This window comes from Pseudomonas sp. CH61, assembly GCF_059429415.1.
This window is the reverse complement of sequence record NZ_CM182098.1, coordinates 5,218,861-5,242,137: the sequence shown is the minus strand read 5'-3', so window position 1 is coordinate 5,242,137 and position 23,277 is coordinate 5,218,861. Positions and strand designations below refer to the sequence as shown.

Annotated in this window: 19 protein-coding genes; 12 read left to right on the top strand and 7 right to left on the bottom strand. The window is 60.2% G+C overall.

Annotation, left to right across the window (positions count from 1 at the left end; translation table 11 throughout):
- Window positions 1–16 precede the first annotated feature (16 nt).
- The 3 genes from AC5SEM_RS23590 to AC5SEM_RS23580 form a co-directional block, all read right to left on the bottom strand.
- Complete coding sequence (locus tag AC5SEM_RS23590; RefSeq protein WP_116028358.1) at window positions 17–433, bottom strand: DUF3010 family protein; 417 nt, start codon at window positions 431–433, stop codon at window positions 17–19.
- Between the two features lie 29 nt (window positions 434–462).
- Window positions 463–786, bottom strand: coding sequence for a helix-turn-helix domain-containing protein (locus AC5SEM_RS23585; protein WP_495471389.1), 324 nt, complete (start codon window positions 784–786; stop codon window positions 463–465).
- 102 nt (window positions 787–888) lie between these two features.
- Entirely contained in the window at window positions 889–1,290 is a 402-nt protein-coding gene (locus AC5SEM_RS23580; RefSeq protein ID WP_160059706.1) for a lysozyme inhibitor LprI family protein, read from the bottom strand.
- A 234-nt stretch (window positions 1,291–1,524) separates the two neighbouring features.
- On the opposite strand from AC5SEM_RS23580, the gene AC5SEM_RS23575 reads away from it, so the two are divergent.
- From AC5SEM_RS23575 to etfB, 6 genes are all read left to right on the top strand, one after another.
- Window positions 1,525–2,502, top strand: coding sequence for a dipeptidase (locus AC5SEM_RS23575; protein ID WP_027610650.1), 978 nt, complete (start codon window positions 1,525–1,527; stop codon window positions 2,500–2,502).
- Between the two features lie 107 nt (window positions 2,503–2,609).
- Window positions 2,610–3,140 carry a DUF5943 domain-containing protein gene (locus AC5SEM_RS23570; protein WP_005792152.1) on the top strand — a complete coding sequence of 177 codons (531 nt, stop codon included), beginning with the start codon at window positions 2,610–2,612 and terminating at the stop codon, window positions 3,138–3,140.
- 15 nt (window positions 3,141–3,155) lie between these two features.
- Window positions 3,156–5,216 (top strand): dimethylglycine demethylation protein DgcA, encoded by a 2,061-nt coding sequence (dgcA, locus tag AC5SEM_RS23565; RefSeq protein ID WP_116028357.1) that lies wholly within the window; start codon window positions 3,156–3,158, stop codon window positions 5,214–5,216.
- A 153-nt stretch (window positions 5,217–5,369) separates the two neighbouring features.
- On the top strand, window positions 5,370–7,319 hold the full coding sequence (gene dgcB, locus AC5SEM_RS23560) for a dimethylglycine demethylation protein DgcB (protein WP_495471388.1): 1,950 nt from the start codon (window positions 5,370–5,372) through the stop codon (window positions 7,317–7,319).
- Window positions 7,319–8,539, top strand: coding sequence for an electron transfer flavoprotein subunit alpha (gene etfA, locus AC5SEM_RS23555; RefSeq protein WP_495471387.1), 1,221 nt, complete (start codon window positions 7,319–7,321; stop codon window positions 8,537–8,539). The genes dgcB and etfA overlap by 1 nt, the downstream gene beginning before the upstream one ends.
- Window positions 8,540–8,548: 9 nt before the next feature.
- The gene (etfB, locus tag AC5SEM_RS23550) at window positions 8,549–9,319 is read left to right on the top strand and encodes an electron transfer flavoprotein subunit beta (RefSeq protein WP_077574827.1); all 771 of its coding nucleotides are present in this window, start codon (window positions 8,549–8,551) and stop codon (window positions 9,317–9,319) included.
- Between the two features lie 928 nt (window positions 9,320–10,247).
- Here the strand turns inward: etfB and gbca are convergent.
- On the bottom strand, window positions 10,248–11,543 hold the full coding sequence (gene gbca, locus AC5SEM_RS23545; protein ID WP_064388154.1) for a glycine betaine monooxygenase oxygenase subunit: 1,296 nt from the start codon (window positions 11,541–11,543) through the stop codon (window positions 10,248–10,250).
- Between the two features lie 297 nt (window positions 11,544–11,840).
- Between gbca and gbcB the strand changes: the two genes are divergently transcribed.
- Window positions 11,841–12,941: a glycine betaine monooxygenase reductase subunit gene (gene gbcB / locus AC5SEM_RS23540; protein WP_007911227.1), complete on the top strand. Its 1,101-nt coding sequence runs from the start codon at window positions 11,841–11,843 to the stop codon at window positions 12,939–12,941.
- A 322-nt stretch (window positions 12,942–13,263) separates the two neighbouring features.
- Here the strand turns inward: gbcB and AC5SEM_RS23535 are convergent, their stop codons facing one another.
- The 3 genes from AC5SEM_RS23535 to AC5SEM_RS23525 form a co-directional block, all read right to left on the bottom strand.
- Entirely contained in the window at window positions 13,264–14,088 is an 825-nt protein-coding gene (locus AC5SEM_RS23535; protein ID WP_495471386.1) for an SDR family oxidoreductase, read from the bottom strand.
- A gap of 262 nt (window positions 14,089–14,350) precedes the next feature.
- Window positions 14,351–14,884: an REP-associated tyrosine transposase gene (locus AC5SEM_RS23530; RefSeq protein ID WP_495471385.1), complete on the bottom strand. Its 534-nt coding sequence runs from the start codon at window positions 14,882–14,884 to the stop codon at window positions 14,351–14,353.
- A gap of 314 nt (window positions 14,885–15,198) precedes the next feature.
- Complete coding sequence (locus tag AC5SEM_RS23525) at window positions 15,199–16,239, bottom strand: threonine aldolase family protein (protein WP_064119210.1); 1,041 nt, start codon at window positions 16,237–16,239, stop codon at window positions 15,199–15,201.
- A 126-nt stretch (window positions 16,240–16,365) separates the two neighbouring features.
- Here AC5SEM_RS23525 and AC5SEM_RS23520 point away from each other — a divergent pair, with 126 nt between their 5' ends.
- The 5 genes from AC5SEM_RS23520 to AC5SEM_RS23500 all read left to right on the top strand — a co-directional run bounded on the left by AC5SEM_RS23520 (window position 16,366) and on the right by AC5SEM_RS23500 (window position 23,233).
- Window positions 16,366–17,076, top strand: a complete 711-nt coding sequence (locus AC5SEM_RS23520) for a TraX family protein (RefSeq protein ID WP_495471384.1) — start codon at window positions 16,366–16,368, stop codon at window positions 17,074–17,076.
- Between the two features lie 274 nt (window positions 17,077–17,350).
- Window positions 17,351–18,604, top strand: coding sequence for a serine hydroxymethyltransferase (locus tag AC5SEM_RS23515; protein ID WP_007913117.1), 1,254 nt, complete (start codon window positions 17,351–17,353; stop codon window positions 18,602–18,604).
- A 20-nt stretch (window positions 18,605–18,624) separates the two neighbouring features.
- Window positions 18,625–19,875 (top strand): sarcosine oxidase subunit beta, encoded by a 1,251-nt coding sequence (locus tag AC5SEM_RS23510; RefSeq protein ID WP_495471383.1) that lies wholly within the window; start codon window positions 18,625–18,627, stop codon window positions 19,873–19,875.
- Window positions 19,876–19,889: 14 nt separating this feature from the next.
- On the top strand, window positions 19,890–20,219 hold the full coding sequence (locus AC5SEM_RS23505) for a sarcosine oxidase subunit delta (protein WP_016986286.1): 330 nt from the start codon (window positions 19,890–19,892) through the stop codon (window positions 20,217–20,219).
- Entirely contained in the window at window positions 20,216–23,233 is a 3,018-nt protein-coding gene (locus AC5SEM_RS23500) for a sarcosine oxidase subunit alpha (RefSeq protein WP_495471382.1), read from the top strand. Before AC5SEM_RS23505 ends, AC5SEM_RS23500 begins: the two co-directional genes overlap by 4 nt.
- The last annotated feature ends 44 nt before the right edge of the window (window positions 23,234–23,277 follow it).

Sequence of the window (23,277 nt, the reverse complement as noted above, 5' to 3'; positions counted from 1 at the left end):
CTACAGTTTGATCGGGTTACTTCTTCAGCAACGCCGAACACGCCGCTTTATAAGCCTCATGCTGATACTTGTTCAGCGTCCCCGGCAGCTCGAAATTATGCTTCTTCGCCTGCGCATTGATCGTCTGCGGCGACAACAACGTCACCTCACAGCCATCCAGCAACTGCAAAATCCCTTCAATCTTGAACGTCGTCGGCCCGCCGGCAAACTCACCCTTCTTGCTGCGCTTCTTGATCGCAATCCGGTCAACCGAATTCTCCCGCACAAACGACGCCACCTGCGCCGCAAAGAGCTTAACGTTTGCCGCTTCGTCATCGTCTTCGAGGGCGATCTTCTTGGTGGCAAGGGGAATGTGGCTCAGGGTCGAACCGTCGAGAGCGGCCACGGCGATGATCGCTTCGCTGCCTTTGATTTCGATGCCGCAGATGTTCATGGGGAATTCCTTGAAGTGAGGAGGGCAGCTTACAGCTCTAGCTGATTGGCGGTGATGCCGAACGCCGCTGCAATTTTTTCGCGTGTCGCTTTACGTGGCTTGGACACCGTTTCCTGCTGGGCAAACGCCGGTTGCGAAATGCCCATGCGTTTGGCGACTTCTTCCTGAGTCAGGTTTAGGTATTCGCGCCAGGCACGGATCGGTGTCGCTCCGTCGACCATCCGACTGACCACTTCATGGGGAATCAGATCGGGCTGCATTTTCTGCGCGACGTATTGCGCATAGGGAATGACCACGAAGGCGGGGTTGCCCTCGGCGTCGTTGATGATCTGGATATCTGTGGATAACTTCATATTCGGAGAAATATAAGTCTTTTATAAGATTTCAGAATCTTTGCTTATATTTCTCCCAAGGCCAATCAACAAGAATTGACGGCATGTTACGAGTGGTCAGGATCACTCCTGCCCAATCGACTCCAAGAACTCCGACCGTTCATCACTCATCCGCGCCACGCAGTCATTCTGCGCAATTGTGAAGGCCTTGCTGCCCGCCGTCGCCGGGAACGCTTCCACCGCGCAATCGGCATCCCGCGTCTTCAACCACTGCTGCTGAGCCGTCTTGATCTTGGCGGTGATGTCCGCCAGTTGCGTGGCGTTTTTGCCGTAGGCGGTCTGCATGCGTTCGGTCAGGCTGGCGTAGTTGTCCTTGAGCAGGTCTTCGGCAGTAGTGCGGCTGTAGGTCGAGCATTCCAGGGTCTGGACGTCGTTTTCGACGGCGTCGCAGGGGTTGTTGTCGGATTCTTCGGCGGCGTGTACGCCGGTCGCAAGCAAAGCCAAAGCCAGGAAGATCGATTTCATTGTTGTCGCCGCTCTAAGCCAGTGGTGTTTCCAGGATGCCGCAGATTCTGGCTCAAGCTTGCGGGCTTGAACAGGTAGCTGATCGGAGCGTCTGGCGACCCTTTGTCGCGGATTGACGCTTTCGGCAATTCCCCTGTCGTTTTTGCACCCGGTCGCCCCGGCACCGAGGCATATGCTGGCCCCAAAGCGCCGGCAGACGATTCGGCGCATGAATCGCCAATAAGGGGACGCCTGATGAGCCCAGCCGAATTACACGCCGACAGCATCGTTATCGACGGTCTGATCATTGCCAAATGGAACCGCGAGCTGTTCGAAGACATGCGCAAGGGCGGTCTGACGGCAGCCAACTGCACTGTGTCGGTGTGGGAAGGCTTTCAGGCGACCGTGAACAATATTGCTGCCAGCCAGAAGCTGATCCGCGAAAACAGCGATCTGGTGATGCCGGTGCGTACCACCGCCGACATCCGTCGCGCCAAAGAGCAAGGCAAGACCGGCATCCTCTTCGGCTTCCAGAATGCTCACGCGTTTGAAGACCAGATCGGCTATGTCGAGGTGTTCAAGCAGCTCGGCGTCGGCATTGTGCAGATGTGCTACAACACCCAGAACCTGGTCGGCACCGGTTGCTACGAGCGTGACGGCGGTCTGTCGGGTTTCGGTCGCGAAATCGTCGCCGAGATGAACCGCGTCGGCGTCATGTGTGACCTGTCCCACGTCGGTTCCAAGACCTCGGAAGAAGTCATCCTCGAATCGAAAAAACCGGTGTGTTATTCGCACTGCCTGCCGTCGGGTCTCAAAGAGCACCCGCGCAACAAGTCTGATGAAGAACTGAAGTTCATTGCCGACCACGGCGGTTTTGTCGGCGTGACCATGTTTGCGCCGTTCCTCGCCAAGGGCATCGATTCGACCATCGACGACTACGCCGAGGCGATCGAATACACCATGAACATCGTCGGCGAAGACGCCATCGGCATCGGCACCGACTTCACCCAAGGCCATGGCCAGGACTTCTTCGAATACCTGACCCACGACAAGGGCTACGCCCGCCGTCTGACCAGCTTCGGCAAGATCATCAACCCGCTGGGCATTCGCACCGTCGGCGAGTTCCCGAACCTGACCGAAACCCTGCTCAAGCGCGGCCATTCCGAGCGCGTGGTGCGCAAGATCATGGGCGAGAACTGGGTCAACGTCTTGAAAGACGTCTGGGGCGAGTAACGCTGACTCAAGACCGCCGCCGAACTGCCCCCTCTCCTGTGGGAGAGGGCTGGGGTGAGGGCAGCGGTCACCACTGAATCCACTATTTTTTCTGGAGTTAAGTTTCCATGGCCAAGATCGCCCCGCAATTGCCAATCGAAGTCGACAGCGAGACCGGTGTCTGGACCTCCGACGCCCTGCCAATGCTCTACGTGCCGCGTCATTTCTTCGTGAATAACCACATGGGCATCGAAGAGGTTTTGGGCGCTGACGCCTACGCCGAGATCCTCTACAAGGCCGGCTACAAATCCGCCTGGCACTGGTGCGAGAAAGAAGCCGAATGCCACGGCCTGGAAGGCGTCGCGGTGTTCGAGCACTACATGAAACGCCTGTCGCAACGCGGCTGGGGCCTGTTCAAGATCCAGGACATCGACCTCGACAAAGGCACCGCCAGCGTCAAGCTCGAGCACTCGGCGTTCGTCTACGTCTACGGCAAGGTCGGGCGCAAGGTCGATTACATGTTCACCGGTTGGTTTGCCGGGGCCATGGATCAGATTCTTGAGGCGCGCGGCAGCAAGATTCGCACGGTTGCCGAGCAAGTTTACGGTGGCTCCGAAGAAGGCCACGACGACGGCCTGTTCACCGTCAAGCCGTTGTAAGTCGAGGAACCCGCCATGGCTTTCGAAGCAATGTTCCAGCCGATCCAGATCGGCAAACTGACCATCCGCAACCGCGTGCTCAGCACTGCGCACGCCGAGGTCTACGCGACTGACGGTGGCATGACCACCGACCGCTACGTCAAGTATTACGAAGAGAAGGCCAAGGGCGGGATCGGCCTGGCGATCTGTGGTGGTTCCTCCGTGGTCGCCGTCGACAGCCCGCAGGAATGGTGGAGCTCGGTGAACTTGTCCACCGACCGGATCATTCCGCATTTCCAGAATCTGGCCGACGCCATGCACAAGCATGGCGCCAAGATCATGATTCAGATTACCCACATGGGCCGGCGCTCGCGCTGGGACGGCTTCAACTGGCCGACGCTGATGTCGCCCTCGGGCATCCGTGAACCGGTACACCGCGCCACTTGCAAAACCATCGAGCCGGAAGAAATCTGGCGGGTGATCGGCAACTACGCCCAGGCCGCGCGCCGGGCCAAGGCCGGTGGCCTCGACGGCGTTGAACTGTCGGCGGTGCACCAGCACATGATCGACCAGTTCTGGAGCCCGCGCGTCAACAAGCGTACCGACGAATGGGGCGGCACCTTCGAAGGCCGGATGAAGTTCGGTCTGGAAGTGTTGAAAGCGGTGCGCGCCGAGGTCGGTGACGACTTCTGCGTGGGCATGCGTCTGTGCGGTGACGAGTTCCACCCGGACGGCTTGTCCCACGAGGACATGAAGCAGATCGCCAAGTATTACGACGACACCGGCATGCTCGATTTCATCGGCGTGGTCGGCTCGGGTTGTGACACCCACAACACCCTGGCCAACGTGATTCCGAACATGAGTTATCCACCGGAGCCGTTCCTGCATCTGGCCGCCGGGATCAAGGAAGTGGTCAAGGTGCCGGTGCTGCACGCACAGAACATCAAGGACCCGAACCAGGCCACGCGCATCCTTGAAGGCGGTTACGTCGACATGGTCGGCATGACCCGCGCGCACATCGCCGACCCGCACCTGATCGCCAAGATCAAAATGGGCCAGATCGACCAGATCAAACAGTGCGTCGGCGCCAACTATTGCATCGACCGCCAGTATCAAGGCCTCGACGTGCTGTGCATCCAGAACGCCGCGACGTCCCGTGAATACATGGGCGTGCCGCACATCATCGAGAAATCCACCGGGCCGAAACGCAAAGTGGTGATCGTCGGTGCCGGCCCGGCCGGGATGGAAGCGGCCCGCGTTGCCGCCGAACGTGGCCACGACGTGACCCTGTTCGAGAAGAAAGAATTCATCGGCGGGCAGATCACCACCGCGTCGAAAGCGCCGCAGCGCGATCAGATCGCCGGCATCACCCGCTGGTTCCAGCTGGAACTGGCGCGGCTGAAAGTCGATCTGCGCCTGGGCACGGCGGCCGATGCCGACACCATCATGGACTTGCGTCCGGACGTGGTGGTGCTGGCGGTCGGCGGGCATCCGTATCTGGAACAGAACGAACACTGGGGCGCCGCCGAAGGGCTGGTGGTCAGCAGCTGGGACGTGCTCGACGGCAAGGTCGCGCCGGGCAAGAACGTGCTGGTCTACGACACGATTTGCGAGTTCACCGGGATGTCGGTTGCCGACTTCCTAGCCGACAAAGGCAGCCAGGTCGAGATCGTCACCGACGACATCAAACCGGGTGTGGCCATCGGCGGTACGTCGTTCCCGACCTACTACCGCAGCATGTACCCGAAAGAAGTGATCATGACCGGCGACATGATGCTCGAGAAGGTCTACCGCGAGGGCGACAAACTGGTCGCGGTGCTGGAGAACGAATACACCGGCGCCAAGGAGGAGCGGGTGGTCGATCAGGTGGTGGTGGAAAACGGCGTGCGGCCGGATGAGGAAATCTACTACGCGCTCAAAGAAGGTTCGCGCAACAAGGGCCAGATCGACGTTGAAGCGTTGTTCGCGATCCAGCCGCAACCTTCGCTGAGCGAGGCGGGCGACGGCTACTTGCTGTTCCGCATCGGCGACTGCGTGGCGCAGCGCAACACGCACGCCGCGATCTATGACGCCCTGCGGCTGTGCAAGGATTTCTAAGGACTTGCACCAAACCCTGTGGGAGCGAGCCTGCTCGCGAATGCAATCTGTCAGTGAAAGATGAGCTGACTGATTCACCGCTTTCGCGAGCAGGCTCGCTCCCACAGTAAAGCGGATCGTGTTTCTCCAGGTTGTACTGGTGGGAGCTTCACCATGTTGAACACCCTTCTTCCAATCCTGTTGTTCGCAGCTATCGGCCTTGGGGTCCTCGGCGCGCTGCGGCGGGTGGCCATGTGGCGTCGGGGCCGGGCCTCGAAGGTCGATCTGATCGGCGGCCTGTTGGCCATGCCCAAGCGTTACATGGTCGACTTGCACCACGTGGTGGCGCGGGACAAATACATCGCCAACACCCACGTCGCTACAGCGGGCGGTGCGGTGGCGTCGATTGTGCTGGCGCTGTTGGTCCACGGTTTCGGCCTGCATAACCGCATCCTTGGCTATGCCTTGCTGCTGATGACGGCAGTGATGTTCGTCGGCGCGATCTTCGTTTATCTGCGTCGGCGCAACCCGCCGGCGCGGCTGTCGAAAGGCCCGTGGATGCGCCTGCCGAAAAGCCTGCTGGCGTTCTCGGCGTCGTTCTTTCTGCTGACCTTGCCGGTGGCCGGGATTCTGCCGGAAAACTTCGGTGGCTGGGTGCTCGCGGCGATCCTCGGGATCGGTGTGCTGTGGGGCGTGTCGGAACTGTTTTTCGGCATGACCTGGGGCGGGCCGATGAAACACGCCTTTGCCGGCGCGTTACACCTGGCCTGGCACCGTCGCGCCGAACGTTTTGGCGGCGGTCGTTCCACGGGTTTGAAGCCGTTGGATTTGAACGATCCGAGCGCGCCACTGGGTGTGGAAAAACCCAAGGATTTCACCTGGAACCAGTTGCTCGGTTTTGACGCCTGCGTGCAGTGCGGCAAATGCGAAGCGGCGTGCCCGGCCTTTGCTGCCGGCCAGCCGCTGAACCCGAAAAAGCTGATTCAGGACATGGTCGTCGGCCTCGCTGGCGGTACCGATGCCAAGTTCGCCGGCAGCCCGTATCCGGGCAAACCTGTAGGCGAACATAGCGGTAATCCACATCAACCGATCGTCAACGGCTTGGTCGACGCCGAAACCCTGTGGTCCTGCACCACTTGCCGCGCCTGCGTCGAGGAATGCCCGATGATGATCGAGCACGTCGATGCCATCGTCGACATGCGCCGCCATTTGACCCTGGAAAAAGGCGCGACCCCGAACAAGGGCGCCGAAGTCCTCGAAAATCTCATCGCCACCGACAACCCCGGAGGTTTCGCCCCGGGCGGACGGATGAACTGGGCGGCGGATTTGAACCTCAATCTGCTCAGCGAAAAGAAATCCACCGACGTGCTGTTCTGGGTCGGCGACGGCGCCTTCGACATGCGCAACCAGCGCACCCTGCGCGCGTTCGTCAAAGTACTGAAAGCGGCAAAAATCGACTTCGCCGTGCTCGGCCTCGAAGAGCGTGACAGCGGCGATGTGGCCCGGCGTTTGGGCGATGAGGCGACCTTCCAGTTGCTCGCCAAACGCAATATCCAGACCTTGGCCAAATACAGTTTCAACCGCATCGTCACCTGTGATCCGCACAGTTTCCATGTGCTGAAAAACGAGTACGGCGCGTTCGACGGCAACTACCTGGTGCAGCACCACAGCACTTACATGGCAGAAATCATTCAGGCCGGCGCGCTGAACCTCGGTCAGCACAAAGGCAACAGCGTGACTTATCACGACCCGTGCTACCTCGGCCGCTACAACGGCGAATACGAAGCGCCGCGCGAAGTGCTGCGTGCGCTCGGTATCGAAGTCAAAGAGATGCAACGTTCCGGCTTCCGTTCGCGCTGCTGCGGCGGCGGTGGCGGCGCGCCGATCACTGACATTCCGGGTAAGCAGCGGATTCCTGATATGCGCATGGAAGACATCCGCGAGACCGGTGCCGAACTGGTGGCGGTGGGTTGTCCACAGTGCACGGCGATGCTCGAAGGCGTGGTCGAACCGCGTCCGCTGATCAAGGACATCGCCGAACTGGTGGCCGACGCGTTGCTTGAAGACGCCGCGCCGAGCAAGCCTGCCACTCCGGCCAAACGTGAACCTGCGGAGGCCCACTGATGAGCGACATTATCCGCCGCGACCCGCGCGCCGAATGGATTGCGCGTAACCGCTTGCACCCGTTGCACGCGGCGATGCAACCGGCGCAACACAGCTGGATGGGGCCCAACGGCATCATCCGCAAGAACCTGCACGGCATCGGTTTTATCGGCCCCAACGGCATCAAGCGGATCGACCGCAGCGGCGCGCAACAGGGCGGGGCGGTCAAACGTTCGGCCGCGGTTGAAGTGCAATTGCCGCTGCATCAGGTACCGGCCCCGGCGTTCTATATCAGCGTGGTACCGGACATGGTCGGTGGCCGCTTGAGCAGTCACGACCGTGATCTGCTCGGCCTCGCCCATCAGCTCGCCGGTAATGACGGCGCAGTGTTGGCGGTGGTCTTTGGCGAGCATAAGGAAAACGCCTTTGCGACCGCAGGCGTCGATCGCTTGCTGGTGCTCGAAGGTGAACAGTTCAGCGGTTATGCACCGGAACAGCGAGTGCAGGGTTTGCGTGCTGTGGATAACCAGTTCAACCCGCGTCACTGGCTGCTACCGGACAGCCGCAGCGGTGGCGGCGAACTCGGTCGACGCTTTGCGGCGGCACTGGGCGAGCGCCCGGCCACTCGGGTCTGGCAGGTCAAGGATCAGGAGTGCATCGGCCGCGCTGGTGCTGGGCTGCAAGACCTTGCCCGCCCGGTTGCACGGTTGATTCTGGCCGCTGCCGAATGCGCCGAGCCGGTCAGCGAAACCCGTCATGAAGCGTTGCCGTTGGAGTTATCCACAAGTGTCGCGCGCAGCCTGTCGCGGATCGAAGATCTCGGCGCGGTGGCGGTCGACCCGGCGGCGATTCCGATGGCCGAAGCGGAGTTCATTTTCTCCGGCGGCAACGGTGTCAAGGATTGGCAGCTGTTTCACCAAACGGCGGCGGCACTCGGCGCTACCGAAGGTGCGTCGCGGGTGGCGGTGGACGATGGCTTCATGGCGCGTGATCGCCAGGTCGGCGCGTCGGGCACCTGGGTCACCGCGCGGGTCTATGTGGCTGTGGGTATCTCTGGCGCGATCCAGCACCTGCAAGGCATCGGCGCTTGCGACAAGGTGGTGGCAATCAACCTTGATCCAGGCTGCGACATGATCAAGCGTGCCGATTTGTCGGTGATCGGCGAGAGCGCAGAGATTCTGCAGGCGTTGATCGAAGCGGTCGCGGCTTACCGCAACGAAGCCAAGCGCGATGCGGCTTAAGGAAACGCTATGAACACGAAAGTTATCAGTCTGGTTTCAATCGGCGCCCACCCGACTTCCGGCAGGCCACGCCGCGCCGACCAGGATGCCCGCGCGGTGGAACTCGGTTTGCAATTGGCTGGGGATAACCTGCAAGTGCTGCATGCCGGCGACGTTGCGGAACCGGCGTTGCGCGCCTACTTGGGCATGGGTCTGGAACAGATGCATGTGCTGGAGCAACCGGCTGGCGCCGATGCGCTGCCGGCGCTGACCGCGTATCTGCGCGATGCCGGTGCGCAAGTTGTGCTGACCGGCAGCCAGGCAGAAACCGGCGAGGGTTCGGGGATGCTGCCGTTCTTGTTGGCGGAAGGTTTGGGTTGGCCGCTGGTGGTGGGGCTGGCGCAGGTCGAGTCGATCAATGACGGCTCGGCGCTGGTGCTGCAAGCGTTGCCGCGTGGGCAGCGGCGACGGTTGAAGGTGAAGCTGCCGTTTCTGGCGACTGTGGATAACGCCGCGCCGAAACCTCGGCAGAGTGCTTATGGACCGGCGCGGCGCGGTGTTTTGCAGGCTGAAGACGTCGAAGTGGTGGACGATGAGCTGCTCGCGGTTGCCACTTTGCAAGCGGCCAAGCCACGGCCGAAACGCTTGAAGGTGATCAAGGCCAAGAGCGGGGCGGACCGGATGAAGGCCGCGACGGCCAAGGCCAGTGGGGGTGGTGGGCAGGTGCTCAAGGGCGTCACCGCGCAGGCCGGTGCTGAAGCGATTCTCAAGTTGCTGATTGAAGAGGGTGTTGTTCGCTGAAAAGCCCCCTCACCCTAGCCCTCTCCCGGAGGGAGAGGGGACCTACGGTGGCGCGCTCAAGCGTTACATCGACCTGAGAGATCGGCGTGAACTCAGGTCTGGCCAAGCTAAGGACACCGCATAAGTCGCAGGTCGCTGCACTTTTCCAATACACCTCGGTCGGCTCCCTCTCCCGGAGGGAGAGGGCTGGGGTGAGGGGGGCGATTTACCCACAATCCCTGTTGGCGGATCTGTGGATAACATGTTCGCCCCTCTCTACACCCCACGCCATTCAAGCCCTACAGCCCTCCGATCAAAAAACAACCAGTCTAAGTCACGGATTTTCAGGGCTTTTTCGCTAGGATAACTTGGAAAGTTGCCCCCAATCTCTGTTGGCGCTTCTGTGGATAAGATGTTCGCTATCCGCTGAGACCCATACAAACCGTGGCTTTAAAGGGGTTGATCAAAAAACAGTCAATTCTTCTGTTTCCATCGAAAACTGCCACGTAAACCCCGATTTCACACAGCGTCCAACGCTTTTCCACAGATAAGGCAAAGTTACCCCCGATCTCTGTTGGCGCTTCTGTGGATAACATGTTTGCCATCCTCTACAGGCCATACAAAACGTGGCTTACAAGAATATGATCAAAAATCAACCAATGCGTCTTGCAAACCGTGCTTCTGGATAAGTCACGATTTTTCTTCAAAAATCAGTCAGTTATTTTTTCGTTCATCCACAGTTACCCCCATTTGCTGTGGGTGGGTGTGTGGATAACTTGTTTGCGGAAGGCTGGGAGGCTTGGTGGGTATAGGGTGTGGGGTGATTGATCAGAAATTGTGCAATCAAGGTGTAGGGATGTGGTGAATGTGAAGTAGCTATCGCGAGCAGGCTCACTCCTACAGGGGGAAAGCATTCCCAATGTAGGAGTGAGCCTGCTCGCGATGCTTTTTATCCTTGAACAGGAACGCCTTTGAGGTACGGCGCAGGCTCGGCGCCGAGGTTGCTCAACAGGCGCTCGCTGTACCAATCAACGAAGTTGACCACACCAAACTCATACGTCTTCGAGTAAGGCCCAGGCTGATACGCCGTCGAGTTGATCCCGCGCTGATTCTCTTCCGCCAGACGCCGGTCCTGATCGTTGGTCGCGTCCCACACCTGACGCATGCGCTCGACGTCGTAATCCACGCCCTCAACCGCATCCTTGTGCACGATCCATTTGGTAGTGACCATGGTTTCCTGCGCGCTGATCGGCCACACGGTGAAGACGATGATGTGGTCGCCCATGCAGTGGTTCCACGAGTGCGGCAGGTGCAGGATGCGCATCGAACCCAGATCCGGGTTCTTGATCCGGCCCATCAGTTTCGCGCAGCCCTGTTTGCCGTCGAGGGTCATCGACACGGTGCCCTTGAGCAGCGGCATGCGCACGATGCGGTTGCGCAGGCCGAAGCTGGCATGGGCGTAAGGAATCTTCTCGGCTTCCCAGGCAGCAGCGGACGCAGCAACGTGATCCTTGAACGCCTGATCGGCGCGCGGATCGGTGACGTCGTCCCATTCCAGCAGAGTTTTCAGCAGTTCCGGGTGCGACGCGTTGCAGTGGTAGCACTCGCGGTTGTTTTCCAGCACCAGTTTCCAGTTGGCCTTCTCCATCAAGGTGGTGGTGATCGCCACCTTGGTGTTCTCCATGTCGTACGGTTCCATGTAATGGTTCAGTGTCGACAGGAAGTCATCGATGGCCGGCGGGTTCTCCGCCAGACTGATAAAGATGTAGCCGCCGGCGGTCTTCACGTTCACCGGTTTCAGGCCGTACTGCTTCATGTCGAAGTCGGCGCCCATTTCGGTGCCGGCGAACAGCAGACGACCGTCCAGCTCGTACGTCCACTGGTGGTAATGGCAGACCAGTTTGGCGACCTTGCCTTTTTCACTGGTGCACAGACGCGAGCCACGGTGGCGGCAGACGTTGTGGAACGCATGCACCACGCCCTCGGCGCCACGAATGACGATGATCGGGTTCTTGCCGATCTGCAGCGTCAGGTAGTTGCCCTTGGCCGGGATCTCGCAGGTCATGCCGGCGATCAACCACTCTTTCTGGAAGATCTCCTGCATGTCGATATCGAACAACCGCTCATCGCTGTAGAACGGTTGCGGCAGCGAAAACGTCCGCTCGCGCTCCTGGAGCATTTGTGCGGTGGCCTTGCGTGCGGGTTCCAGCGGATCGCCCAGGCTGATTTTTGCGGTGACGTCCATCGATGTGATCCTCATGGCCATCTGCGTGGCCGGCGAAAAGTGGCTGATCAGGTGTGCTGCTAACGGTTGCTACGCAAGGTGTAAAGAAGCTGTCTTGGTGTTGGGGCGAGTGTGGGCCCGGCGCAGGGCGCAACCTTATCCATGGGCGACATGGTGCAATCTGTTCCCGACGCGCAACCCCCGGTGGTTGGGGGCTGGTCGCGATAAGTATGCCGATGTCGCGGATAGGTAAACGGACGGTTCGCGCTATACGCAGAATCGCCGACATGAGGCCGACAGTCGGCCGTGGAGAACAGCATGTCCAACAGCTTCCTGAATCCGGTCACCACCCAGACCTGGGCCAATGGCCGACACATCGTCCGTTGCGTCAAAGTCATCCAGGAAACCTGGGACGTGCGCACCTTCTGCTTTATGGCTGACCAGCCGATCCTGTTCTTCTTCAAGCCCGGGCAGTTCGTCACCCTGGAGCTGGAAATCGAAGGCCAGCCGATCATGCGCTCGTACACGATTTCCAGTTCGCCGTCGGTGCCGTACAGTTTTTCGGTGACGATCAAACGGGTGCCGGGTGGCAAGGTTTCCAACTGGCTGCACGACACCTTGCATGAAGGCCAGGAATTGGCGGTGCACGGGCCGGTCGGGCTGTTCAATGCCATCGACTTCCCGAGCCCGAAAGTCCTGTACCTGAGCGGAGGCGTTGGCATCACGCCGTGCATGTCGATGGCGCGCTGGTTCTACGACACCAACGCCAACGTCGACATGACCTTTATCCACAGCGCGCGCTCGCCGAAAGACATCATTTACCACCGCGAGCTGGAGCACATGGCGTCGCGGATCGACAACTTCAGTCTGCACCTGATTTGCGAGAAGCATGGCTTGGGTGAACCGTGGGCCGGGTATCGCGGTTACCTGAACCACAAGATGCTTGAGCTGATGGTGCCGGACTTCCTTGAGCGCGAAGTGTTCTGCTGCGGGCCGACGCCGTATATGAATGCGGTCAAGCGGTTGCTGGAAGTGGCTGGTTACGACATGTCGCGTTATCACGAGGAATCGTTCGGTGCGACGCCACCCGAAGCCCGTGCCGATGCGGTGGAGCAGGCCGAGCAGGCTGCGGATGCGCCGGAAATCGATGCGGCGGATCTGCATCAGGTCGAATTCACTTCGTCCGGCAAGAGCATTCGTGTGGCACCGGGTGAGACCGTGCACGCGGCGGCGGCCAAGCTGGGGTTGATGATTCCGAAGGCGTGCGGCATGGGGATTTGCGGGACGTGCAAGGTGCTCAAGCTGGGTGGCGAGGTGGAGATGGAGCACAACGGCGGGATTACCGAGGACGATGAGGCTGAAGGGTTTATCTTGTCGTGCTGCAGTGTGCCTAAAGGGGATGTGCGTATCGATTTCTGATTGGTAAACCCTCACCCCAGCCCTCTCCCAGAGGGAGAGGGGGCCGACGGAGGTGTCTGGCGTTCTGCATCGACCTGAATGACCTTATCGATTATGGATTCGGCAAAGCAGTTTCACGTCGGCGTATTTCTCGAGCATCCCCCAATCAGTCCCTTCTCCCTGTTGGAGAGGGGACTGACTGAGTTGTTCTCTCGAGGTACACCGACTTGAGATATCGAGTCGACTATGGATTCGGTAAAGCAGTTTCACGTCGGCGTAATTCTCAAATATCCCCCAATCAGTCCCCTCTCCCTCCGGGAGAGGGCTAGGGTGAGGGGCTTTTTCAGTCAACAAACAAATCCGTCATCAACGCCGCATTACTCTCCGGTTCAAACCGGTAATGCTCAAACTCGCTTACACCGCTCTCCCGCAAAATCTCCTCATCAATCAACAACCGCCCAGTGATCTGCCGCTCGCGGCTACCCAAAATCACATGCGCCGCATCCGCCATGATCGCCGGGGTCCGCGCCTGCTTGAACGACTCCCGGCTGCCCAACTGAAACTCAATCGCCGCCGTGGCAATCATTGTCTGCGGCCACAGTGAATTGACGCTGATCCCGTAACTGGCAAATTCCTCGCTCATCCCCAGCGTCAGCATGCTCATGCCGTACTTGGTCACGGTGTACGGACTGAACTGCGCAAACCACTTGTTCGCCAGATTCAGCGGCGGCGACAGATTGAGAATGTGCCCGGCGGATTTCTTCAGATAGGGCAGGGCAGCCTGGCTGCACAGCAACACCGCGCGGGTGTTGATCTGGTGCATCAGGTCAAAACGCTTGAGTTCGATGTGTTGCACACCCGTGAGCTTGATCGCCCCGGCGTTGTTCACCAGTGCATCGATGCCGCCGAAGTGCTCATTGGCCTGCGCAAGCGCTTTGCGCACAGCCTCTTCATCACGCACATCCAGTTGCAACGCCAAGGCCTTGCCACCCGCCGCTTCCACTTCGGCGGCGACGCTGTGGATGGTGCCGGGCAGTTTGGCGTGAGGTTCGGCGCTCTTCGCCGCAATCACGATATTGGCCCCGTCCCTCGCGGCACGCAGCGCAATCTCACGGCCAATGCCACGGCTGGCGCCGGTGATGAACAGGGTTTTGCCTTGTAACGACATGCCGATGCTCCTGCTTATTGTTATGTGAGCGAAGGGCTCGACAGACAATGTAGACCAAGAGTCATCGCCATCCCTGCCATTGATCGTTCCCACGCTCCGCGTGGGAATGCAGCCACTGACGCTCTGCGTCATAGCGGTGCTCAGCATGGCGGTAGTGGTGAGGCTGGAACGCGGAGCGTCCCGGGAGGCATTCCCACGCGGAGCGTGGGAACGATCAGTGCGGAGGGAGGGGATCTGATCGCTCCTACGCTCTGCATCCCATTCAATACCAGCACTGAACCTCGATCAGCCCCGGCGTTCCCGCGTAGTTCTTGGCACTCGAATAACGCCAATGCTCTGGCAAATCCACATACCCGCGTTTTACCGGGTTGTTGTGAATGTATTCAAGTTTCTGTCGCATCACCGATTCGCTATAAACCATCTCTGAGTGAGAACCTTCCTGCCATAACTGGTAAACGCGATCCTGCTTGTGTGCACGTTTGCTAAAGCGCAGGCGTTGCAGTGCTTTGTCAGCGCCTTTGCTTTGCAGGTCATTAATGATCTGTCGAGCGGTGAAAGATTTGAACTGACTGAGGCATTTGCTCAGGTCGGGTGCCTGGGCGACGAAGTGAAGATGGTTTTCCAGAATCACGTAGCCGTACAGTTTCAGATCGTGATGAGTCTGTTGATATCGCCAGCAGTTGAGCAGGTGGTCGACTATGTATGGGCGGATGAACAGCGGTAACCATTCCATGATCGTGCAGGTCAGAAAATGCGGTTTGTCCGTTTCGGTAATGGTGTAGCGGCTGCGGCCCATGGGATTCTTCCTTGAATCTTGCGGTGCGACGGGAATGGAACGCGGAGCGTCCCGGGATGCGTTACCACGCGGAGCGTGGGAACCATCAGGGTGAGGCGGGCGAAGAGAACGCGCCAGAGGAGAAGTCTGGTCTCACGGTGGGAAAAATCATTCCCGATCGAAGATCGTTCCCACGCTCTGCGTGGGAATGCAGCCACTGACGCTCTGCGTCATAGCGGTGCTCAGCATGGCGGTAGTGGTGAGGCTGGAGCGCGGAGCGTCCCGGGAGGCGTTCCCACGCGGAGCGTGGGAACGATCAGTGCGGTGGCGGGAGGTCAGGCGGACATGACTTCGCGGATGTCGCGAGCCAGTTCGCGGACGCGTTCTTCTTCGGTGTCCCACGAGCACATGAAGCGCGCGCCGCCCTTGCCGATGAAGGTGTAGAAGCGCCAGTTTTTTGCGGTCAGCGCGGCAATCGCCGGTTCCGACAGTTGCAGGAAAACGCCATTGGCCTGTACCGGGAACATCAGTTCGACGCCGGGAATGTCGCTGACCAGTTCTGCCAGCAATTGCGCGCAGTGGTTGGCGTGGCGCGCATATTTCAGCCAGGCGTCGGTTTCGAGGATGCCGACCCACGGTGCCGAGAGGAAGCGCATTTTCGACGCCAGTTGCCCGGCCTGTTTGCAGCGATAGTCGAAGTCTTCGGCCAGCTTGTGGTTGAAGAACAGGATCGCTTCACCCACGGCCATGCCATTTTTCGTGCCGCCGAAGCACAGCACGTCAACGCCGGCCTTCCAGGTCAGATCCGCTGGCGAGCAGCCGAGGAATGCGCAGGCGTTGGAAAAACGCGCGCCGTCCATGTGCAGGTGCAGGCCCAGCTCTTTGCAGGTGGCGCTGATGGCGCGGACTTCTTCCGGGGTGTAGACGCTGCCGACTTCAGTAGCTTGAGTCAGCGTAACCACGCGCGGTTTCGGGTAGTGGATGTCCTGGCGCTTGAGTGCGACTTCGCGGATCGACTGCGGGGTGATCTTGCCGTTTTCAGTGCCGGCGATCAGCAGTTTCGAGCCGTTGGAGAAGAATTCCGGGGCGCCGCATTCGTCGGTTTCGACGTGGGCGGTTTCCGAGCAGATCACGCTGTGGTAACTCTGACACAGCGACGACAGGGCCAGCGAGTTGGCGGCGGTGCCGTTGAAGGCGAAGAACACTTCGCAGTCGGTTTCGAACAGTTTGCGGAAATGATCGGACGCGCGAGCGGTCCATTCATCGTCGCCATACGCGCGTTGGTGGCCGTGGTTGGCCTGCTCCATCGCAGCCCAGGCTTCAGGGCAGATACCGGAGTAGTTGTCGCTGGCGAATTGTTGGCTCTTGTCGGTCATGGCCGGCTTCCGTGGTCGAGACTCTTGTGAAGGCTCGTGGTCAATGATGGTGCGCACTTTACCGAAGATCTTCCGGGGAGCACACGGGATGTCGCTGGCAGAACATTACATGGACGCAGGCCGATTATGCACCTGAGAAAACGCGACGGCGCACTGGATCTGCTCAAGTGGCTGGCGTTGTTGAGCATGTTGTTCGATCACCTGCGATATGCCGGGTTCTCCGCCGATTGGCTGTATGTGCCGGGGCGGTTGGCGTTTCCGTGGTTTTGTCTGGCGATGGCGGCGAATCTGGCGCGCGATGGTTCGCGGAAGATGGAGTGGCGGTATCTGGGGTGGTTGTTGCTGTTCAGTGCGGTGAGTGAAATTCCGTATCGGTTGTACATTCCAGAGCCGGATACGTTGAATGTGATGCCAACGCTGGCGCTGGGGTTGTTGGTGGCGCGGGGGTGGCAGGATCCATCGATCATGTCGCGATTGCTGGGTGTCGCCGCGCTGGTGCTGGCCGCTGTATTCCCTGAGCGGCTGATGTTCGGTTTCTTCGGCGGTCTGCTGCCGTTGGCGATGCTGCTGGTGTTTCGCCGTCCTTGGTACTTCAGCTTGATGTCGGGATTGGTATGTCTGGCAGCGAATCAATGGCAAGTGCTTTACGACTCGGCAAGGTTCGGTAGCAGCGTTGCCATTCTTGGCATTGCCATCTGTCTGTTTGCGCCCATGCTCGGAATGTTCCTGTTGCGACATGCGCGACATCTCCAGCCACCGCCGATGCGGCGCTGGGCCTATGCCCTGTATCCCGCGCATTTCCTCCTGCTGCTCGCCGTCCGCATGGCATACACCTGACCCCTGTGGGAGCGAGCCTGCTCGCGAAGAGGCCGGCACATCCAACATAGAAGCTGGCTGACCGACCGCTTTCGCGAGCAGGCTCGCTCCCACAGGGGATCTGCGGCGTTTCGAAGAGAGCATTTCCAGTCATGTCGTAAACGCACCTTTGCGTGGCGCGCGCAGGCATTTGAGCTGTCTGCGCCGGTCATACCATCGGCATCAAAGGGCACTGCCTTCATTGCCAGTGCCTTACCGAGACGAATGGCGCACAGATGCCGCTGGGAGAGACGCGATGTTCAGCAAGCAAGACCAGATCCAGGGTTACGACGATGCACTGCTGGCGGCGATGAATGCCGAGGAGCAACGTCAGGAAGATCACATCGAGCTGATCGCGTCGGAGAACTACACCAGCAAACGCGTGATGCAAGCGCAAGGCAGCGGCCTGACCAACAAATACGCCGAAGGCTATCCGGGCAAGCGCTACTACGGTGGCTGCGAGCACGTCGATAAAGTCGAAGCACTGGCCATCGAACGTGCCAAGCAACTGTTCGGCGCCGATTACGCCAACGTCCAGCCGCACTCCGGTTCCTCCGCCAACAGCGCCGTGTACCTGGCGCTGATCCAGCCGGGCGACACCATCCTCGGCATGAGCCTGGCCCACGGCGGTCACCTGACCCACGGCGCCAAAGTGTCGTCCTCGGGCAAGCTCTACAACGCGGTGCAGTACGGCATCAACACTGACACCGGGCTGATCGATTACGACGAAGTCGAGCGTCTCGCCGTTGAATCCAAGCCGAAAATGATCGTCGCCGGTTTCTCCGCTTACTCGAAGACGCTGGATTTCCCGCGCTTCCGTCAGATCGCTGACAAAGTCGGCGCGCTGCTGTTTGTCGACATGGCTCACGTCGCCGGTCTGGTCGCTGCCGGTCTGTACCCGAACCCGCTGCCGTACGCCGACGTGGTCACCACCACCACGCACAAAACCCTGCGCGGTCCACGTGGCGGGTTGATCCTGGCCAAGTCCAACGAAGAGATCGAGAAGAAGCTCAACGCTGCCGTGTTCCCCGGCGCTCAGGGTGGCCCGCTGATGCACGTCATCGCCGGTAAAGCCGTGTGCTTCAAGGAAGCGCTGGAGCCAGGCTTCAAGGCGTATCAGCAACAAGTGATCGACAACGCTCAGGCGATGGCCAGCGTGTTTATCAAACGTGGCTACGATGTAGTGTCCGGCGGCACCGACAACCACTTGTTCCTGGTCAGCCTGATCCGTCAGGGCCTGACCGGCAAAGACGCTGACGCCGCCCTCGGTCGCGCGCACATCACCGTCAACAAGAACGCCGTGCCGAACGACCCGCAATCGCCGTTTGTCACCTCCGGCCTGCGCATCGGCACCCCGGCGGTCACCACCCGTGGCTTCAAGGTGACCCAGTGCGAAGTGTTGGCCGGCTGGATCTGCGACATCCTCGACAACCTCGGTGATGCCGATGTCGAGGCTAATGTTGCCCAGCAAGTGTCGGCCCTGTGCGCAGACTTCCCGGTTTATCGCTGAGTGTTCTGGAGTAACTGACTATGCAACGCTATTCGGGCTTCGGCCTCTTCAAACACTCCCTCAGCCACCACGAAAACTGGCAGCGCATGTGGCGCACGCCAACGCCGAAAAATGTCTACGACGTGGTCATCGTCGGCGGCGGCGGGCACGGTCTGGCGACGGCTTACTATCTGGCCAAAGAGCACGGCATCACCAATGTGGCCGTGGTCGAGAAGGGCTGGCTGGGCGGCGGTAACACCGCGCGCAACACCACCATCGTGCGCTCCAACTATTTGTGGGACGAGTCGGCGCACCTCTACGAACACGCGATGAAATTGTGGGAAGGCCTGTCGCAGGACCTCAACTACAACGTGATGTTCTCCCAGCGTGGCGTCTACAACCTGTGCCACACCCTGCAGGACATCCGTGATTCCGAGCGTCGGGTCAGCGCCAACCGCCTCAACGGCGTCGATGGCGAACTGCTCAACGCCAAGCAAGTCGCTGACGAGATTCCGTACCTCGACTGCTCGAAAAACACCCGCTACCCAGTGTTGGGCGCCACCGTGCAGCGTCGCGGCGGCGTCGCCCGTCACGATGCCGTGGCCTGGGGCTTTGCCCGTGCCGCTGACGCCCTCGGTGTCGACTTGATCCAGCAGACCGAAGTGATCGGCTTCCGCAAGGAAAACGGCGTATGCATCGGCGTTGAAACCAACAAAGGTTTCATCGGCGCCAAGCGCGTCGGTGTGGTCACCGCCGGTAACTCCGGGCACATGGCCAAACTCGCCGGTTTCCGCCTGCCGATCGAATCCCACCCGCTGCAAGCGCTGGTGTCCGAGCCGATCAAACCGATTATCGACAGCGTGATCATGTCCAACGCCGTGCACGGTTACATCAGCCAGTCCGACAAGGGCGACCTGGTGATCGGTGCCGGTATCGACGGCTACAACGGCTACGGCCAGCGCGGTTCGTACCCGGTGATCGAACACACCATTCAGGCCATCGTCGAGATGTTCCCGGTGTTGTCCCGCGTACGCATGAACCGTCAGTGGGGCGGCATCGTCGACACCACCCCGGACGCTTGCCCGATCATTTCGAAAACCCCGGTACCGAACATGTTCTTCAACTGCGGTTGGGGCACCGGCGGTTTCAAAGCCACACCTGGCTCGGGCAACGTGTTTGCCGCGAGTCTGGCCAAGGGTGAAATGCACCCATTGGCCGCACCGTTTTCCATCGACCGTTTCCACAACGGCGCACTCATCGACGAACACGGCGCTGCTGCCGTCGCCCACTAACAGGAGAAATCCCCATGTTGCATATCTTCTGTCCTCACTGCGGCGAACTGCGCTCCGAAGAGGAATTCCACGCATCCGGCCAGGCGCACATTCCGCGTCCACTGGATCCCGGCGCCTGCACCGACGAGGAGTGGGGCGACTACATGTTCTTCCGCGACAACCCGCGCGGTCTGCACCACGAACTGTGGGATCACGTTGCCGGTTGCCGCCAGTACTTCAACGTCACCCGCGACACCGTGACCTACGAGATTCTCGAAACCTACAAGATCGGCACCAAGCCGCAATTCACCGACAAGGCTGATACGGCGAAAACAGCCACGACGGCGCTGGGAGAGAAGGTATGAGCCAGACCAATCGCCTGTCCAACGGTGGACGGATCGACCGCAACAAAGTGCTGAGCTTCACCTTCAACGGTCAGAGCTACAAAGGCTTCGAGGGTGACTCGCTGGCCGCCGCGCTGATCGCCAACGGCGTCGACATCATCGGCCGCAGCTTCAAGTATTCGCGTCCTCGCGGGATCTTCGCCGCCGGTGCCGAAGAGCCGAACGCGGTGCTGCAGATCGGTGCCACCGAAGCTACGCAGATCCCCAACGTGCGCGCCACGCAACAGGCGTTGTATCAAGGGCTGGTCGCGACCAGCACCAACGGCTGGCCGAGCGTCAACAACGACATGATGGGCATTCTTGGCAAGGTCGGCGGCAAGCTGATGCCGCCGGGTTTCTACTACAAAACCTTCATGTACCCGCAATCGTTCTGGATGACTTACGAGAAGTACATTCGCAAGGCTGCCGGTCTGGGCCGTTCGCCGACCGAGAACGATCCGGACACCTACGACTATATGAACCAGCACTGCGACGTGCTGATCGTCGGCGCTGGCCCGGCTGGTCTCGCCGCTGCTCTGGCGGCTGCGCGCAGCGGTGCCCGAGTGATTCTTGCCGATGAGCAGGAAGAGTTCGGCGGCAGCCTGCTCGACTCGCGCGAAAGCCTCGACGGCAAACCGGCGATGGACTGGGTCGCCAGCGTCATCACTGAACTGAAGAACACCCCGGACGTGCTGCTGTTGCCGCGCGCCACGGTCAACGGTTACCACGACCACAACTTCCTGACCATTCACGAACGCCTCACCGATCACCTCGGTGACCGTGCGCCAATCGGTCAGGTGCGTCAGCGTATTCACCGTGTTCGCGCCAAGCGTGTCGTGCTGGCGACCGGTGCTTGCGAGCGTCCGCTGGTTTACGGCAACAACGACGTGCCGGGCAACATGCTCGCCGGTGCGGTGTCGACTTACGTGCGTCGCTACGGCGTGGCACCGGGCAAGAAACTGGTGCTGTCGACCAACAACGATCACGCCTATCGCGTGGCACTGGATTGGCTCGACGCCAGTCTGCAAGTGGTGGCCATCGCCGATGCGCGCAGCAATCCGCGTGGTGCGCTGGTGGAAGAAGCCCGCGCCAAAGGCATCCGCATTCTCACCGGCAGCGCCGTGATCGAAGCCCGTGGCAGCAAGCGCGTCACCGCTGCTCGTATTGCCGCGATCGATGTCAAAGCGCACGCCGTGACCAGCCCGGGCGAATGGCTCGACTGCGACGTGATTGCCAGTTCCGGTGGTTACAGCCCGGTCGTTCACTTGGCTTCGCACCTCGGTGGCAAGCCGACCTGGCGTGAAGACATCCTCGGTTTCGTGCCGGGCGAAGCACCGCAGAAGCGCGTGTGCGTCGGTGGCATCAACGGCGTCTACGGTCTCGGCGATTCGCTCGCTGACGGTTTTGAAGGAGGCGTGCGCGCTGCCGCAGAAGCCGGTTTCCAGACCGTCGAAGGCGTGCTGCCAAAAGCCCTGAGCCGTCACGAAGAACCGACGCTGGCGCTGTTCCAGGTGCCGCATGAAAAGAACACCGCACGGGCGCCGAAGCAATTCGTCGACCTGCAAAACGACGTGACCGCTGCAGCAATTGAACTGGCAACCCGCGAAGGTTTCGAGTCGGTCGAGCACGTCAAACGCTACACCGCGCTGGGCTTCGGCACCGATCAGGGCAAGCTCGGCAACGTCAACGGTCTGGCCATCGCCGCTCGCTCGCTGAACGTGACCATCCCGCAGATGGGCACCACGATGTTCCGCCCGAACTACACGCCGGTAACCTTCGGCGCCGTGGCCGGTCGTCACTGTGGGCACATCTTCGAGCCGGTTCGTCATACCGCGCTGCATGCCTGGCATGTGAAGAATGGCGCCGAGTTTGAAGACGTCGGTCAGTGGAAGCGTCCATGGTACTTCCCGAAAAACGGCGAAGACCTGCATGCCGCCGTTAAGCGCGAATGCAAAGCCGTGCGCGACAGCGTCGGCCTGCTTGATGCCTCGACCCTCGGCAAGATCGACATTCAAGGCCCGGATGCCCGCGAGTTTCTTAACCGCGTGTACACCAACGCCTGGACCAAACTCGACGTGGGCAAGGCGCGCTACGGTCTGATGTGCAAAGAAGACGGCATGGTCTTCGACGACGGTGTCACGGCTTGTCTGGCCGACAACCATTTCGTCATGACCACCACCACCGGCGGCGCGGCTCGCGTGCTGCAATGGCTGGAGCTGTACCACCAGACCGAATGGCCGGACATGAAGGTTTACTTCACTTCCGTGACCGACCACTGGGCGACCATGACCCTGTCCGGACCGAACAGCCGCAAGCTGCTCAGCGCCGTGACCGACATTGATCTGAGCAACGAAGCCTTCCCGTTCATGACCTGGAAAGAAGGTCAGGTCGGCGGCGTGCCGGCGCGGGTGTTCCGCATCTCGTTCACCGGTGAGCTGTCGTACGAAGTCAACGTGCAGGCCGACTATGCGATGGGCGTGCTGGAGAAAATCGTCGAGGCCGGCAAGCAGTACAACCTGACCCCGTACGGCACTGAAACCATGCACGTCCTGCGTGCCGAGAAGGGTTTCATCATCGTTGGCCAAGACACTGACGGCTCGATGACTCCGGACGATCTGAATATGGGCTGGTGCGTCGGTCGCACCAAACCGTTCTCGTGGATCGGCCAGCGTGGCATGAACCGTGAAGACTGCGTGAAAGATCAGCGTAAGCAACTGGTCGGGTTGAAGCCGATCGATCCGAACGTGTGGCTGCCGGAAGGCGCGCAGTTGGTGTTCAACACCAAGCAGGCGATTCCGATGACCATGGTCGGCCACGTGACCTCCAGCTACGCGCACAACTCCCTCGGTTATTCGTTTGCCATGGGTGTGGTCAAGGGCGGTCTGAAGCGCCTCGGTGAGCGGGTGTTTGCACCGCTGGCCGATGGCAGCGTGATCGAGGCGGAGATTGTTTCTTCGGTGTTCTTCGATCCGAAGGGGGATCGCCAGAATATTTGATGGTTCGGCGCCTGGGGAGTGCAGTTGCACCGCGTTGACTTCAT